Origin of the sequence: Paenibacillus sp. FSL R7-0297, assembly GCF_038009025.1 — a bacterium.
In the GTDB taxonomy this organism is placed as follows: domain Bacteria; phylum Bacillota; class Bacilli; order Paenibacillales; family Paenibacillaceae; genus Paenibacillus_AQ.
Genome location: NZ_JBBPAQ010000001.1, coordinates 7,336,288 through 7,348,970, shown reverse-complemented (window position 1 = coordinate 7,348,970; position 12,683 = coordinate 7,336,288). Strand labels below are relative to the sequence as shown.

Here is a 12,683-nt window from a genome sequence, read left to right as displayed (position 1 = left end):
TTCTCCGTTACAGTAGGATCATGAATGTTTCGCACATTCAATGATATTACATGTAACCTGGAGGAATGTCAGATGGAGCTTTCAACGAAGCAGGGAACCAGCCTGCTGCATAACAAAACGTACATGCGCGTGTACAGCGCCTTCGCCACGGCAAGCTTCGGCGACTGGTTCGATGCACTGGCTATTCAGGTGCTGGTCGGCTACCGCTGGCAGGCCGGGCCGCTGATGCTGGCGCTTATTCCGGTGGCGCTGGCGCTGCCGAGCATTCTGTTTGGCTCGGTTGCCGGAGTAGCCGCCGACCGGCTGAACAAGCTGAAGCTGATGCGTGTCTGCGATCTGCTGACTGCGCTGTTGACTGTACTGGTGTTGTTCGCCCCGAGTATGGTCTGGCTGCTGCCGCTGCTGGCTCTGCGCTCAGCGCTGTCCACGCTGAATATGCCTGCCCAGCAGTCTTTGACCCGCAGCCTGGTCAGAGAGGACCAGCTGCTGCAAGCCTCGTCGCTCAATGGGCTGGTTAACCAGGGCTCCAAAATCGCCGGCCCTCTGCTCGGAGGTCTGGCGCTCGCTTTCCTTACGCCGCAATGGTGCATCCTGATCAATGCCTTGCTGCGCGGCTGCTCTTATCTGCTGCTGCTGTCCGTGAAGAACATCCGCACGGATGAAGATAACAGCAAACTGCCTGAGGCGCCGGAAGACAAGATTCCGCTGCATACGATGTGGCGGGAAGGCTGGAGCTTCATGCTGCGCAGCCGGATCCTGCTGAGTACTATGCTGTTCGGGCTGGCCGGGGCACTGGTGATTCAAGTGGTCGACTTCCAGTTCACCAGCCTGTTCCGGGTGTTTGCACCGGAGCGGGAATCCTTGCTCGGCTGGATGGTAGCCGCTACCGGAGTAGGAGCTGTGCTGATCATACTTCTCCTGAACAAGCTGAATCCGGAAACGGGATATAGCTGGAGGCTCGGCTCGGGATATGTATTGATTGGCGGTTCCATTGCTGCACTTGGATCGCTCCAGCCGGGCGCTTCGATAGTATGGGTTCTGCTGATTGGATTTGTACTGGGGATCGGAAACGGGGTATTTATGGTTACGTTCAATTATTGCCTGCAAAAAGAAACCCCGCCGCATATGACAGGCCGTATCTTCGGCATCCAGAACACCGTACTCAGCACGGTACTTATTATTGCACCATTGCTGGGTGGTCTGCTTGTCCAGTATGCAGGCCCTGCCCGTATTTTTATCAACACCGGCTTGCTGCTGCTCCTTCTGGGTCTGGCGGGTCTGCTGTTCGGGCGGCTGCTCTGGCCTGAGGCCAAGCTTAAGCTGGAAGGTGCACAGCCTGTAGCCGCAGTAGATCAGGGGTAGATTAAATAAAGGCAGACAGTAAGTTTAAGATCAAGCCCTTCGGGGCTTTTTCTGCACTGCCACATTACATATTCAGGAGGAGCCAATGACGACATATATTTACATGGTGAGACACGGGGATTCACTCCGGACCGGGGTGGACGAATGGACGCGCGGCCTATCTGCAAAAGGGGAAGGGGATGCGCGCAGAGTAACAGCATGCCTGCGTAATGAAGGCATTAACACGCTGTACAGCAGCCCGTATATCCGGGCCATAGATACGATTGCCGATTTAGCAAAGGTACTTGGGCAGGAAATTACCCTTAAGGAGGACCTGAGAGAGAAGGTCTGGATGGAGGGCAACCGTCAGTTGGCTGATGAAGATTTGCTTCCGGCACTGCAGAAGATGTATGACGATCCGGACTTTGCCCTGCCGGGCGGTGAATCGAACCGCGAATGCCAGGCAAGGGCGGTAGAGGCGCTGCAGGAAATCCTGCAGGCACATGAAGGAGAAAGAATTGCCATTGGGACTCACGGGCTGGTAATGGCGCTAATGATGGGTTATTTTGCCCCCGGATATGATCTGGACTTCTTGCTAAAGACCACCAAGCCAGATATTTATGTCATGGCCTTCTCGGAAGGCCGGTTGACCGGGGTGGAGCGTCTTCTAGTTAAGGAATGAGCATGGAGAATGGCCGGAACAACGTCCCAAGCCGCGGATTGGCTGGGTGCGTTCTTTGGCGCGAGGGAGTAGAAATGCTACCTTTTCTACAACAATTTGAGATTGTGGACGATTTGATGCGGGGAATGTTGTAGTTTGTACAGGATTTGCTGGCGGTCACCGCGGCGCGGCCGAGTCCATCATTCACCGGGGTACGGTGACGGCTAAGCTACAGTCCGTAGAACCGCACCGTATTCGCTGTTAGAATAGCCTTCGCCTCGCTCCCGGTATATCCATGCAGCGCTCCCCAGGCGGCGGCAACGTCATGCACCATTGCCGGATGGGTGGTACGCCCGGTGAATGGGCCTTCAAAAGGCCACGGACCATCGGTCTCCGCCATGACCAGCTCCGGCGGGTAGCGGCGCGCGAGATCCTGAATCTCCTCTTCATAGAGAATATCGGGAGTGAACGAAATATAATAGCCGCGGCTGATCATACGGTCGACAGTATCTTCCGGGCCCTTGAACCAATGGAAATGGGCCCGGGTAATGTGATGCTGCTCAAGCAAATCACATACGGTCCAGGCATCTTCATAGACGGCATGCAGCACCACCGGTTTGGCTAAACAAGCTGCCAGCTCAAGGAGTCTGTCCAGAAGCCGGATATAAGGTTCCATATCCCATGCCTCCCCGCGTTCTATAGCTTCGGCCCTGGAATAGTAGGGAAGCCCGATTTCACCTATAGCTGCCATATCCGGGGCATGGAGCGTGATCCAGTCCAGCAGCGCGGCCAGCTCCTCCTCCGGCGGCAGCGGCTGCTCGGGATGGAAGCCGTAGGCGGGTCTCACCAGCCCGGGATAACGGGCTGCTATCTCCTGAGTACGCAGACTGGAAGTGAGGTTCATCGAGACCGCAATCAGCGCCTCAATGTCCTGCTCCGGCAAGCTCTGCAGCAAGGAGGATAACAAAGTCTCTTCATATTGGTCCAGATGTATATGGGCATCAATCATGCGTAATTGCTCCTTCCTCCGCAGGTTACTTCTCTACAAATTGCTGAGTGCTATCATGCGGTTCGAAAATGATCGAGCCAAGCTCCAGCCCCGCTGTCCCTGCCTTGTATTCCAGCTTCAGCGTTCCCATGCTCTCGGTCATTCCTACCATTAGGCTGGTATCCGCTAACAGCTTGCCGTCTTTCACCGAGTAGTAGGTAACAGCACCGATTCCTGCAGTCTTGCCGAAATATTTCAATCCGTCTTCTGCACGGTCCGGAATTCTTATCGTTACTTTGGACGGGGTTGCTCCTTTGAGCTCAAGCTTCAGCAGCACATCCTTCTTATCCAGCGAAATGCTGGAGGATACTACAGCAGAAGCAGCTTGTTCCGCTGCAGGCACGGAGAGCTCCTTCCACTGCTCAGGCTTGACCACATGAACTTCCTGCACTACCAGCGAAGTTCCGGTACCCAGTGTGAACACAACGGTTACTTCAGGTTTCCCGTCTGAATCTACATCCGCATAGAAGAGCTGGGGCGGATTCGAGAAATCTCTGTCTACGGTCCAGTCGAAGCTGTGCTTCTTGCCGTTCACTTCCAGGATGAATCCTTTGTAGGTGTTGCCGTCCTTCAGCGCGGCATACAGCTTGACCTTGGCATTACCCCCGGCCACAACGAGGGGTTCAGCGGGAACCCTGACAGTTGTGCTGAGACTGCCCGGCGTAATCACGACCCGGGTTCCTCCCGCTTCCAGCTCTGTGGTAGCACCCGTAAGCGAATTCAGACTATCTGCCGGAATATATACATGTCCGGCCTTAAGAATAACAGTAGCCTCCAGGCTATCTTGATAACTTCCATCTGTTTGTGTATAGCGGACCTGGATAGAGGAGCTGCCGGGGGTAAGGACTTTAGTATCCCAACCAGTCGTGAGAGTAAGCTGCTTGAGGACATTATTCCATTGCAGCTGGATAGGGTAAAATTCCTTCAGGGCAAGAGCCGGTACATATAATATCCCATTGGAATGGAATGGCGGAACTTGGGGAAGAACGGCTTGTCCGTCTACCTTAAGGGCTAGTGGAGCTGCAGCAGAATGGGCAATATTTATGGATGATGCCGCCGCATGACCTGCGATGAGCAGGGCAATCGCGGAAGCGGCAATTAATTTTTTCATAAGATAACCTCCGGAGTCTGGAAATTCCAATCCATTTTATTATAAATGAAAAACTCCGCTTGCGGGTCACGTTCTGTTAACAAAGATAAGTCAAGCCTGTTACGGTTCAAGTTTAGTATGATCTATCTACCAGAGGAGACAGCCGGTAATTCCGTATAATTAACACTAAATATCTATACATATACGCAGGAGGGTGGAGTTATTGTTGCGGACCCAAGGAATTATTATGGCCTCCGGCGGAGCGTTATTATGGGGAGTATCGGGGACGGTCGCCCAGCATTTGTTCCAGCAGTCCATGCTGCCTGCAGCCTGGCTGGTGACCCTGAGACTGCTGGTATCGGGAGTCCTGTTCCTGATGTTTACACTCCGTAAGGAGGGCTCGCAGGTATGGAAGCTGTGGCTGGACCGGAGATTCGTTCTTCAAATGCTGCTGTTCGGGCTGCTGGGCATGCTTGGGGTACAGTACACGTACTTCGCTTCCATTGAGTCAGGCAATGCTGCAATCGCCACACTGCTGCAGTATTTAGCCCCGTTGTTTATTCTCCTGTACACTGTTATCTGGACAAGAACGAAGCTGGCTCCGCTGGATATCATCGGTGCGCTGCTCGCGCTGGGAGGAACGTATTTACTGCTGACCGGCGGCGATTCCTCGGAGCTGACCGTTCCCCTGAGAGGCTTGATCTGGGGGATTCTATCCGCAGTGTCCTTGACGTTCTATACCCTCTATTCAGGTCCGCTGCTGAAGCTGTACAGCACTTCACTGCTGATGGGCTGGGGGATGATTGTGGGAGGAGCAGGGATGAGTCTCATTCATCCGGTCTGGTCCGTTCCGTCTGCCGATTGGTCGCTGTCTATCATTCTGGCTATTCTATTCGTTATTCTGCTGGGAACATTAGCCGCCTTCTATCTATACATCGGCAGTCTCCGCCACATTGCTCCGCATGAAGCCAGCCTGCTGTCCTGTACGGAACCGGTCTCAGCAATTGTCTCCTCCGTAATCTGGCTGTCCGTCCCCTTCAATCTGTACCAGGCACTGGGAGCGGGAATGGTTGTACTTATGACTGTAATGGTTTCTTTGAAATCACGGACTAAAGAGACCGCGAAATAAAAAGGGGGAGATGCTGAGTTAGCCGAGCATGCCGCTCTGCTGGAGAAGCTTAATCCATATCTGGAAAAGATGGGGTATAGGATAAAGCCTTCTAACCGTTAAAAATGCCGCCATGCACAAAATCAAAAACCACCGGACAGGGGAAATTCCCGTATATCCGGTGGTTTTTATATAAATATAAGAATTTATATGTTTCACATGATAACTTATCCTTCTATTTCTCGCTGAAACGGTGCCGTCCTTACAAAAGAACGGCAAAGCCGTTTCCACTTGCCATACTGCGTTGTAAGGAGCGTACCCGGCTGAATCAGGTGGATGAGCAGCACGGCCGCCTGCATCCCAGTGTAATCAGACAGTCTCAAAAATTGGACGACCTCACTAATGAATATTACAAAGAGCAGTCAGGCCTGAATTCCCTCAAGCGCCAGTAAGACTAAGTTCCGGACAGATTCCTCGTTCAGTGCATCCCCCGTCAACAATAACCGGTAAAAAATAGGCCCGTAAATCAAGTCGATACTGCTCCAGATGTCGAGCTCTTGCTTCAATTCTCCTCTCGCCACTCCCCGTTCGAGCAACTGCCAGGCCTCCTGGCGGCGCGGACCGAAAAATCTGCTGCGGTAAGCCTCAGCCAGTCCTGGGTCGAATTGCCCTTGACCGATCAGTTCAGTAATGACTTTGCCTTCCCGGCTGGACAGGAACATGGCCAGATTTCCCGCGTGGATCACCAAATCCTCCTTCACAGAACCGCTGTCTGGTATAGGCAGTCTGGCGGAAGCGGCAAAAAGATATCCGTCTATCACTACCGCAGCTTTATTCGGCCACCATTTATAGATGGTCGCTTTGCTGACCTGAGCCAGTTCCGCGATTTTCTCCACCGTAACTGCACCGAATCCCATCTCCAGCAATAAATCATATGAAGCGTTCAGAATGGCATTCTTCGCCTCCGTATTGCGCGGCCGGCCCCTCTTCTTATCCATGGCGCGTTCCTCCTAATAGATGACTACATATATAACCTGCGACATCCAAACTCAAGATCGATCTGTAACTGGAGTATATCATAAAACCGCCTATTTACAAAACTGAACGTTTAGTATATTATTTGGTCATAGGAATTACTAAACTGTACGTTCAGTATTTAAAATTGAAAGGTGGAATTGATATGCAACAACAAGCTGTATCTTCTGTAAACCACAAGGCTATTCCAGGCTGGATCACATTTCTGCTCGCAGTATCCTGCGGCCTGATTGTGGCGAATCTCTATTATGCACAGACGCTGGTCGGACCGATCGGGCAGGCCATTCATCTGTCTCCAGGAGCCACGGGGCTGATTGTGACGCTGACACAAATCGGTTATGTTGTCGGGCTGCTGTTCATTGTCCCGCTCAGTGATATTATCGAGAACCGGCGGCTCGCTGTAACGTCCCTAATTCTGGTCGTAGCTGCACTTGCAGCTGCGGCACTTGCACCGAATGCTCCGCTGTTTCTTGCAGCCTCCATGTTCATCGGGCTAGGTTCAGTGGCAGCGCAGATCCTGGTGCCGTATGCATCGTATCTGGCGGCAGAAGAGGAACGCGGCCGTGTGGTAGGCAATGTGATGAGCGGACTGCTGCTGGGTATTATGTTTGCCCGGCCGGTGGCAAGCTTCATGGCCGGATTGTGGGGCTGGAAGTCTATATTTGTTGTCTCTGCAGTTGTGATTGCGCTCCTGACCCTGCTTCTGTCCCGCATACTTCCGGCACGCAAGCCAGAACCTACGTTGAATTACGGCCAATTAATCCGTTCGCTGGGTACACTGTGGATGCATACGCCGCTGTTACGCCGCCGGGCGATATACCAGGCCAGCCTGTTCGGCGCCTTCAGTCTGTTCTGGACGACAGTTCCAATGCACCTGTCCAGCTACTATCACCTGTCCCAGCAAGGCATTGCCTTGTTTGCTCTCGCCGGTGTGGGCGGAGCGGTAGCAGCCCCGATTGCGGGAAGACTGGCGGACAAGGGCTGGACCAGACCCTTGACTGGCCTTGCCATATCCCTCGCCGCAATATCGTTTATCATGGCTTATCTGCTAAGAGATGATTCTAGACTTACACTTGGCCTGCTGGTACTGACGGCAATCCTTCTGGACATGAGTGTATCCGGCAATCTGGTACTGGGACAGCGGGTCATTTATTCACTCGGCAATGAAACCAGAGGACGGCTGAACGGGTTGTTTATGGCGATATTTTTTGTAGGCGGAGCGGTGGGTTCTTCTCTGGGCGGTTGGGCCTATGCTTACGGCGGCTGGAACCTTGCCACACTGATCGGGCTTATTCTGCCGGTGCTGGCGCTGGTCTACTTTTTGACCGAAAAGAAGAATAACGGATAAGCACGGAACCCCTGCCTGCGGTTCACTGGGAATCTCCCTGTTTGAGGACCTCTTACACCAAGAGGTCTTTTTTGTGCAATAACTATTGATATGGAAAATAACTTTTTGGAGAAGTTCTGCTATGGAAACAGATACAAAGTGACATTTTTTTCACAAGTACTATTTTCCATTTCATAAAGACGATAGAGTGTCCGATAAAGAGAAAGTAGCATAGAGATAAAACTACAATATATTCAAAAATTCGACATTAAACGACAAGAAAAGGCGGCTGATGAAGTGAGTGTAAGACGATTGAGGACAGTTTCACAGGTGTTAATTAGTATTATTGTACTGGCGGCTATGTTGGGCTGCAGTTCATCAAACGGAAGTACGGCGGACAAGACCGCCAAGGATCAGGAAGTGAAGCTGAAGTTTATCTGGTGGGGGAAGGACCAGCGCAAGCAGGATACCCTGAAGGTTATTGCACTCTATGAGAAGCAGCATCCGAACGTACATATTATGACAGAAGATTACTCAGTGAATAATGATGTTGCTACCCAGCTGGCAATGGAGACCGCCGACCAGGCTACACCTGATATTATACAGGGGGATTACAGCTTCATCTTCGATTATATTAACCGTGATCTGATTGAACCGCTGAATCCTTACATAAAAAATAAGACGCTTTCGACTTCCGATATTGCCAAGTCGACACTGCTTCCGGGGATGAAGGGTGATGAATTATTTGCGCTGAATATCGGCATGAATTCTGAAGCTCTTTTGTACGATCCTGAGTTTTTCCAGGAGGCCGGCCTTGCAGTTCCTTCAATGGACTACACGATTGATGAACTGCATACCCTGCTAACGCAACTGAAAGAAACAGTGGATACTCCGGATTTCTATCCGCTTGGGAATATGTTTAATGCGAATTATTATCTGAGAACCCGCGGAGCCTCGATGTTCAACGCTGCAGGAACGAATCTGGGATATGATGACGATACTATATTATCCGATTATCTGTCCCTGTATAAGCAGTGGTATGACGAAGGCCTGATTAAGCCGGATTCCTACCAAGATATCCCTGTAGATGAGAGTCATCCGGTTATCAGCAGACAATCGGCTTTTTACTTCGGGTTCAGCAATAATGTTGCTGCGCTGAGCAAGTTAGCCGGCCACACCATCAAGCTGCTGCCCCTTCCTGTGATCACAGAAGACGGTGAAGGCAGATTCATCAAGCCGTCGATGTTCCTGGCGGTGTCTTCCTATTCCAAATATCCGGAGGAAGCTGTCAAATTCCTGGACTTCTTCGTGAATAATGCAGAGGCGAATGATATTCTCCAGGGCGAACGCGGCATTCCGGTATCCAAAGTGATCTCTGCCAAGCTATCAGCAAAAGCGGATGAGACCGGTAAGCAGCAATTGGAGCTGATCAAATATCTGAACACCCATTCGGCGCCTATAGATGCTCCTGCTCCCGGGAACTCCATTGTTGTAAGTAATTCTTTCCTGTTAATCCTCAAGCATGTAGTAGAAGGCAGCATTACACCGGAACAAGGTGCTAAATTTTACCGCTCAGAGGCGACCGGGATCCTGCAGGGTTCTGGGACGGAGGGCGAGAAATGAGCAGATTGATTGGTGAATATACGATCAGAAAAAAACTGTACAGCGGGTTTGGCCTAGTTCTGCTGCTCCTGATCATCGTGTCTGTCAGCAGCTACTCTTATCTCTCAGAGGTAAATAACTCTTATACTTATCTGCTGCGGAATAAATCGGAGTCGGTGCAGTTAATCAAAGATTTGCGGATCACGGTAGAGACGGAGAAGTCCAGTCTTTACGGATATGTAATCAACGGCGATGAGGAGAGCCTGACGGCATTTACAGAAGCACAGTTGAACTTTGACAAAATATTAACACAGCTGAAGCCGCTGATCGAGGACCGGAATGATAAACAGATCATCGCAGGTCTGGATCTGCTGCAGAGCCGCTACAGCAGTACGGCCATGCAGGTGATCGACAGCAAGAAACAGAATGACAGTGCCGCCTACCTGGAGCTGATTGCCAGCCAGGCCCCAGTGTTGGAGAAATTCAGCAGTACCGCAGAGCGGTTCGTGAAGCTCCAGGAGGATGATCTGAAGGCAGCAGCCGATCAGACGTTTGATCAAGTCGCTCACATTAAGATCCTGGTCCTTACCTTGACAGCAGCTGCCCTGCTTCTCGGCGTGCTTGCCAGTATTCTGATCAGTAGAGCAATATCGAATCCGATCCGCAAGCTCCAGAAGATGGCCGCCCAGATTGCTGAAGGCGACTTAAGGAATACACTTGTTGAGATTAAGAACAAGGACGAGATCGGCCAATTGGCGCAAGCCTTCAATAACATGGGCAACCATTTGCGGAGCTTAATTCAGGAGGTCGGCATGAATGCAGAGCAGGTGGCTGCTTCTTCTGAAGAGCTGACTGCCAGCGCTGAACAGACCGGACAAGCTACAGAGCATGTCGCGCTGATTACAGAGAAACTGGCCGAAGGTGCGCAGGTCCAGGTGAACAGCATCGAAGACAGTGTGGCCCTTGTTCAGAAAATGGATGGTGAAGCAAAGGAAATCGCACAGGCATCTATTCATGTCAAAGACTCGGTGGATGCAGCATTCGGGCTGGCCACAGACGGTATCGTGGCTGTAGAAATCGCTGTTGACCAGATGAATGCTGTGTCCGCGAATGTAGGAGATGTCTCACAAGTGGTCAGAGCTTTGGGTGAAAGCTCCAAAGAAATCGGCGATATTATCGCTATTATTACGGATATTGCCAATCAGACGAATCTTCTCTCCCTCAATGCAGCTATTGAAGCCGCGAGAGCGGGGGAGCATGGCCGCGGGTTCGCTGTTGTGGCCGGTGAAGTGCGCAAGCTGGCGGAGAAGACGGCTGAATCCGGGAAGCGGGTATCCGATGTTATCCATTCGATTCAACAGGAAACGCACCGTACGATAGAGATGGTCTCCCAAGGAGAGAAGGAAGTAGTGCGCGGAATTGATGCGGTTCAAACCGCAGGGAAGTCCTTTGCAGAGATCAAGGATTCTATCCGGGCAATTAATGAACAGATTCAAGGCGTATCGGACTCTTCACAGCAAATGTCCAATGGCACCCATGAGCTGGTCATTGCTTTTGAGCAGATTAATCAGATCACCATTGCTTCCTCTGAAGGAACGCATGATGTCTCAGCTTCAGCGCAGGAGCAATTGGCCAGCGTAGAAGAAATTGCTGCCGCATCGCGTCTGTTGTCGGGACTTGCGGAAGAACTTCAGGAGAGTATATCTAAGTTTACGGTTTAATCAATTTCGTTCATCTGCAGTTAATAGACAGAGGGTGTTCTTCGTGGCCATTTAACATGGCGCTGAGGGCACCCTCTTCGTATTCGGATTGGCAGGGCTGGAATTTTCTTTATTTTTATTTGGTCTGATGATGTAATGGAATGGCTATAGGTGACGTATTAGCTGATGTACATTACTTGGCCAAGTAAATTCAGCCGGGAAGGGAGGGCCATCAGGATGCAAGAGCGCGCATTGCAGCCTTTGATTCACGAAAGGGTTCGAGGAAATATGGAGACAGAATTGCAGTTCGCTGCGATCTTTGAAACCTACTATAAACGGATATTCAATTATATTGCCTACCGGGTGAGCTGCCGTTACACCGCCGAAGACCTGGCCAGCCAGGTGTTCGAGAAGACACTGTCCAAGCTATCCGGTTACTCCATGGAGAAGGCGCCGCTGGAAGTGTGGCTGTTCGCCATTGCCCGAAATGTAGTGAATGACTATTACAGAAGCCGGGCCAGGCACCGTTTCTTCTCGCTGGATACCCTCCGGGAGCTGGTATCGGGCAAAAAAGAGCCTGAGGCGCTGATCTTGGACAGCGAGCGGAGTGACAGGCTGAACCGGGCGCTGGATACACTCAGCGCGAAGGAACGGAACATTATCGCCCTTAAATTCGGGGCAGATCTGAAGAATACAGAAATTGCACGGGTTACAGGAATATCAGAGAGCAACGTCGGGGTTATCCTCTACCGGAGTATGAGGAAGCTGAAATCTGAGATTAGGAGCGTGGAGGGATTATGAACAACAAGTATATGTGGCAGAAGTTCTCCATGGATATTGACGCCAGGTCCGGGAATCCGGCATCCGGTGCAGAGAAGGATGCTGCGGAATATCTGGAGCTCCTGGAGCTGGGAGAAGTTCTGGCCCGGCAGGATTTCAGCCAGGGCTCGAACAAGGCGGCGGTCCTCCTCCAAGCCAGAAACCGTGTCTTAACAGAACAGGAGGAACCAAAGATGAGCATTAGACAACGGATCAAACGGCCGGCCATGATCGTGGCTTCCCTGCTGGCAGCAGGCATAGTGAGTATTTCCTTCGTCAGGCCTTCTTTTGCACAGGAGATGCTTGTCCGGGCGTTGAATACCATCAATCTCGGCCACATTATTGCGAGTGAAATGGATCCGAATTACAAGCCGGAGTTCCCGGAAGCGTGGAAAGGCAAAATGTTTGATAAAGACGGCCATCCGATCACTTCATTTAATCATAAGCTTGGCACAGTCTTTAATGCTGAGGGTGAACGTATAGTGAATTTTGACGGAGACAAACTCATTACCCAGAGTGAGCAGGAGAAGCTGGATAAGGAACAGGCGGCGCGCATCTTTGCCGTCAAGGATCCTGCGGAGCTGGATAAATACGCTCTCTTCAGAGTGAAGCTGCCGGAATATCTGCCTGAGGGCTTCGCCTTTGACCATGGAGAATTCTACAAGGGCGAGGAAGGGGTCAATGGACAGGTTGTTGAATTGTTCTTCACTAGTGAGCAGACCGGCAAACGGATCTGGATGCAGCTGCGCTTATCTAATAAGGACAACGCCTATGAGATGTCGACGAGCGGCAAGATGGAGCAGGTGGAGCTCAATGGAGTCGATGCCGTCATGATGAACGAACGGACCTTGGACTGGGAAGCGAACGGAGTATTGTATGACCTCAGCACCCATGGTCTCGACCGGGCCGAGGTGCTGAAGATCGCCGAATCGATCCGCTGGTAACCGGATAG

The 12,683-nt window shown here is 51.5% G+C and carries 12 protein-coding genes; 9 read left to right on the top strand and 3 right to left on the bottom strand.

The annotated features are described in order from the left end of the window. Positions 1 to 72 precede the first annotated feature (72 nt). The gene (locus tag MKZ24_RS31835) at positions 73 to 1,362 is read left to right on the top strand and encodes an MFS transporter (protein ID WP_340789812.1); all 1,290 of its coding nucleotides are present in this window, start codon (positions 73 to 75) and stop codon (positions 1,360 to 1,362) included. 85 nt (positions 1,363 to 1,447) lie between these two features. Beyond that, entirely contained in the window at positions 1,448 to 2,023 is a 576-nt protein-coding gene (locus MKZ24_RS31830; RefSeq protein WP_042233100.1) for a histidine phosphatase family protein, read from the top strand. A gap of 208 nt (positions 2,024 to 2,231) precedes the next feature. Here the strand turns inward: MKZ24_RS31830 and MKZ24_RS31825 are convergent, their stop codons facing one another. Both MKZ24_RS31825 and MKZ24_RS31820 read right to left on the bottom strand, forming a co-directional pair. Beyond that, on the bottom strand, positions 2,232 to 3,011 hold the full coding sequence (locus MKZ24_RS31825) for a TatD family hydrolase (RefSeq protein ID WP_042233102.1): 780 nt from the start codon (positions 3,009 to 3,011) through the stop codon (positions 2,232 to 2,234). Positions 3,012 to 3,036: 25 nt separating this feature from the next. Beyond that, entirely contained in the window at positions 3,037 to 4,161 is a 1,125-nt protein-coding gene (locus MKZ24_RS31820; protein WP_340789807.1) for a stalk domain-containing protein, read from the bottom strand. 193 nt (positions 4,162 to 4,354) lie between these two features. Between MKZ24_RS31820 and MKZ24_RS31815 the strand changes: the two genes are divergently transcribed. Both MKZ24_RS31815 and MKZ24_RS31810 read left to right on the top strand, forming a co-directional pair. Beyond that, positions 4,355 to 5,269, top strand: a complete 915-nt coding sequence (locus MKZ24_RS31815) for a DMT family transporter (RefSeq protein ID WP_340789805.1) — start codon at positions 4,355 to 4,357, stop codon at positions 5,267 to 5,269. A 104-nt stretch (positions 5,270 to 5,373) separates the two neighbouring features. Further along, positions 5,374 to 5,700 carry an aspartyl-phosphate phosphatase Spo0E family protein gene (locus MKZ24_RS31810; RefSeq protein ID WP_340789802.1) on the top strand — a complete coding sequence of 109 codons (327 nt, stop codon included), beginning with the start codon at positions 5,374 to 5,376 and terminating at the stop codon, positions 5,698 to 5,700. On the opposite strand, the gene MKZ24_RS31805 is transcribed toward MKZ24_RS31810, so the two are convergent. Beyond that, a complete protein-coding gene (locus tag MKZ24_RS31805; protein ID WP_042233109.1) occupies positions 5,671 to 6,246 on the bottom strand; it encodes a TetR/AcrR family transcriptional regulator in 576 nt (191 codons plus the stop codon). The genes MKZ24_RS31810 and MKZ24_RS31805 overlap by 30 nt on opposite strands. A gap of 182 nt (positions 6,247 to 6,428) precedes the next feature. On the opposite strand from MKZ24_RS31805, the gene MKZ24_RS31800 reads away from it, so the two are divergent. The 5 genes from MKZ24_RS31800 (at position 6,429) to MKZ24_RS31780 (ending at position 12,675) form a co-directional block, all read left to right on the top strand. Beyond that, the gene (locus tag MKZ24_RS31800) at positions 6,429 to 7,631 is read left to right on the top strand and encodes an MFS transporter (RefSeq protein WP_340789801.1); all 1,203 of its coding nucleotides are present in this window, start codon (positions 6,429 to 6,431) and stop codon (positions 7,629 to 7,631) included. Positions 7,632 to 7,940: 309 nt separating this feature from the next. Beyond that, entirely contained in the window at positions 7,941 to 9,233 is a 1,293-nt protein-coding gene (locus MKZ24_RS31795) for an ABC transporter substrate-binding protein (protein ID WP_340789799.1), read from the top strand. After that, complete coding sequence (locus MKZ24_RS31790; protein WP_340789798.1) at positions 9,230 to 10,933, top strand: methyl-accepting chemotaxis protein; 1,704 nt, start codon at positions 9,230 to 9,232, stop codon at positions 10,931 to 10,933. Before MKZ24_RS31795 ends, MKZ24_RS31790 begins: the two co-directional genes overlap by 4 nt. Positions 10,934 to 11,149: 216 nt before the next feature. Continuing rightward, on the top strand, positions 11,150 to 11,713 hold the full coding sequence (locus tag MKZ24_RS31785; protein ID WP_042233115.1) for a sigma-70 family RNA polymerase sigma factor: 564 nt from the start codon (positions 11,150 to 11,152) through the stop codon (positions 11,711 to 11,713). Next, a complete protein-coding gene (locus MKZ24_RS31780) occupies positions 11,710 to 12,675 on the top strand; it encodes a DUF4367 domain-containing protein (protein ID WP_042233117.1) in 966 nt (321 codons plus the stop codon). The genes MKZ24_RS31785 and MKZ24_RS31780 overlap by 4 nt, the downstream gene beginning before the upstream one ends. Positions 12,676 to 12,683: the final 8 nt, after the last annotated feature.

Excerpts from the sequence above, each read along its gene's own strand:
- MKZ24_RS31830 (WP_042233100.1), top strand. The coding sequence starts at position 1,448 with ATGACGACATATATTTACATGGTGAGACACGGGGATTCACTCCGGACC.
- MKZ24_RS31825 (WP_042233102.1), bottom strand. The coding sequence starts at position 3,011 with ATGATTGATGCCCATATACATCTGGACCAATATGAAGAGACTTTGTTA.
- MKZ24_RS31835 (WP_340789812.1), top strand. The coding sequence starts at position 73 with ATGGAGCTTTCAACGAAGCAGGGAACCAGCCTGCTGCATAACAAAACG.
- MKZ24_RS31785 (WP_042233115.1), top strand. The coding sequence starts at position 11,150 with ATGCAAGAGCGCGCATTGCAGCCTTTGATTCACGAAAGGGTTCGAGGA.
- MKZ24_RS31800 (WP_340789801.1), top strand. The coding sequence starts at position 6,429 with ATGCAACAACAAGCTGTATCTTCTGTAAACCACAAGGCTATTCCAGGC.
- MKZ24_RS31810 (WP_340789802.1), top strand. The coding sequence starts at position 5,374 with ATGCCGCCATGCACAAAATCAAAAACCACCGGACAGGGGAAATTCCCG.
- MKZ24_RS31805 (WP_042233109.1), bottom strand. The coding sequence starts at position 6,246 with ATGGATAAGAAGAGGGGCCGGCCGCGCAATACGGAGGCGAAGAATGCC.
- MKZ24_RS31820 (WP_340789807.1), bottom strand. The coding sequence starts at position 4,161 with ATGAAAAAATTAATTGCCGCTTCCGCGATTGCCCTGCTCATCGCAGGT.
- MKZ24_RS31790 (WP_340789798.1), top strand. The coding sequence starts at position 9,230 with ATGAGCAGATTGATTGGTGAATATACGATCAGAAAAAAACTGTACAGC.
- MKZ24_RS31780 (WP_042233117.1), top strand. The coding sequence starts at position 11,710 with ATGAACAACAAGTATATGTGGCAGAAGTTCTCCATGGATATTGACGCC.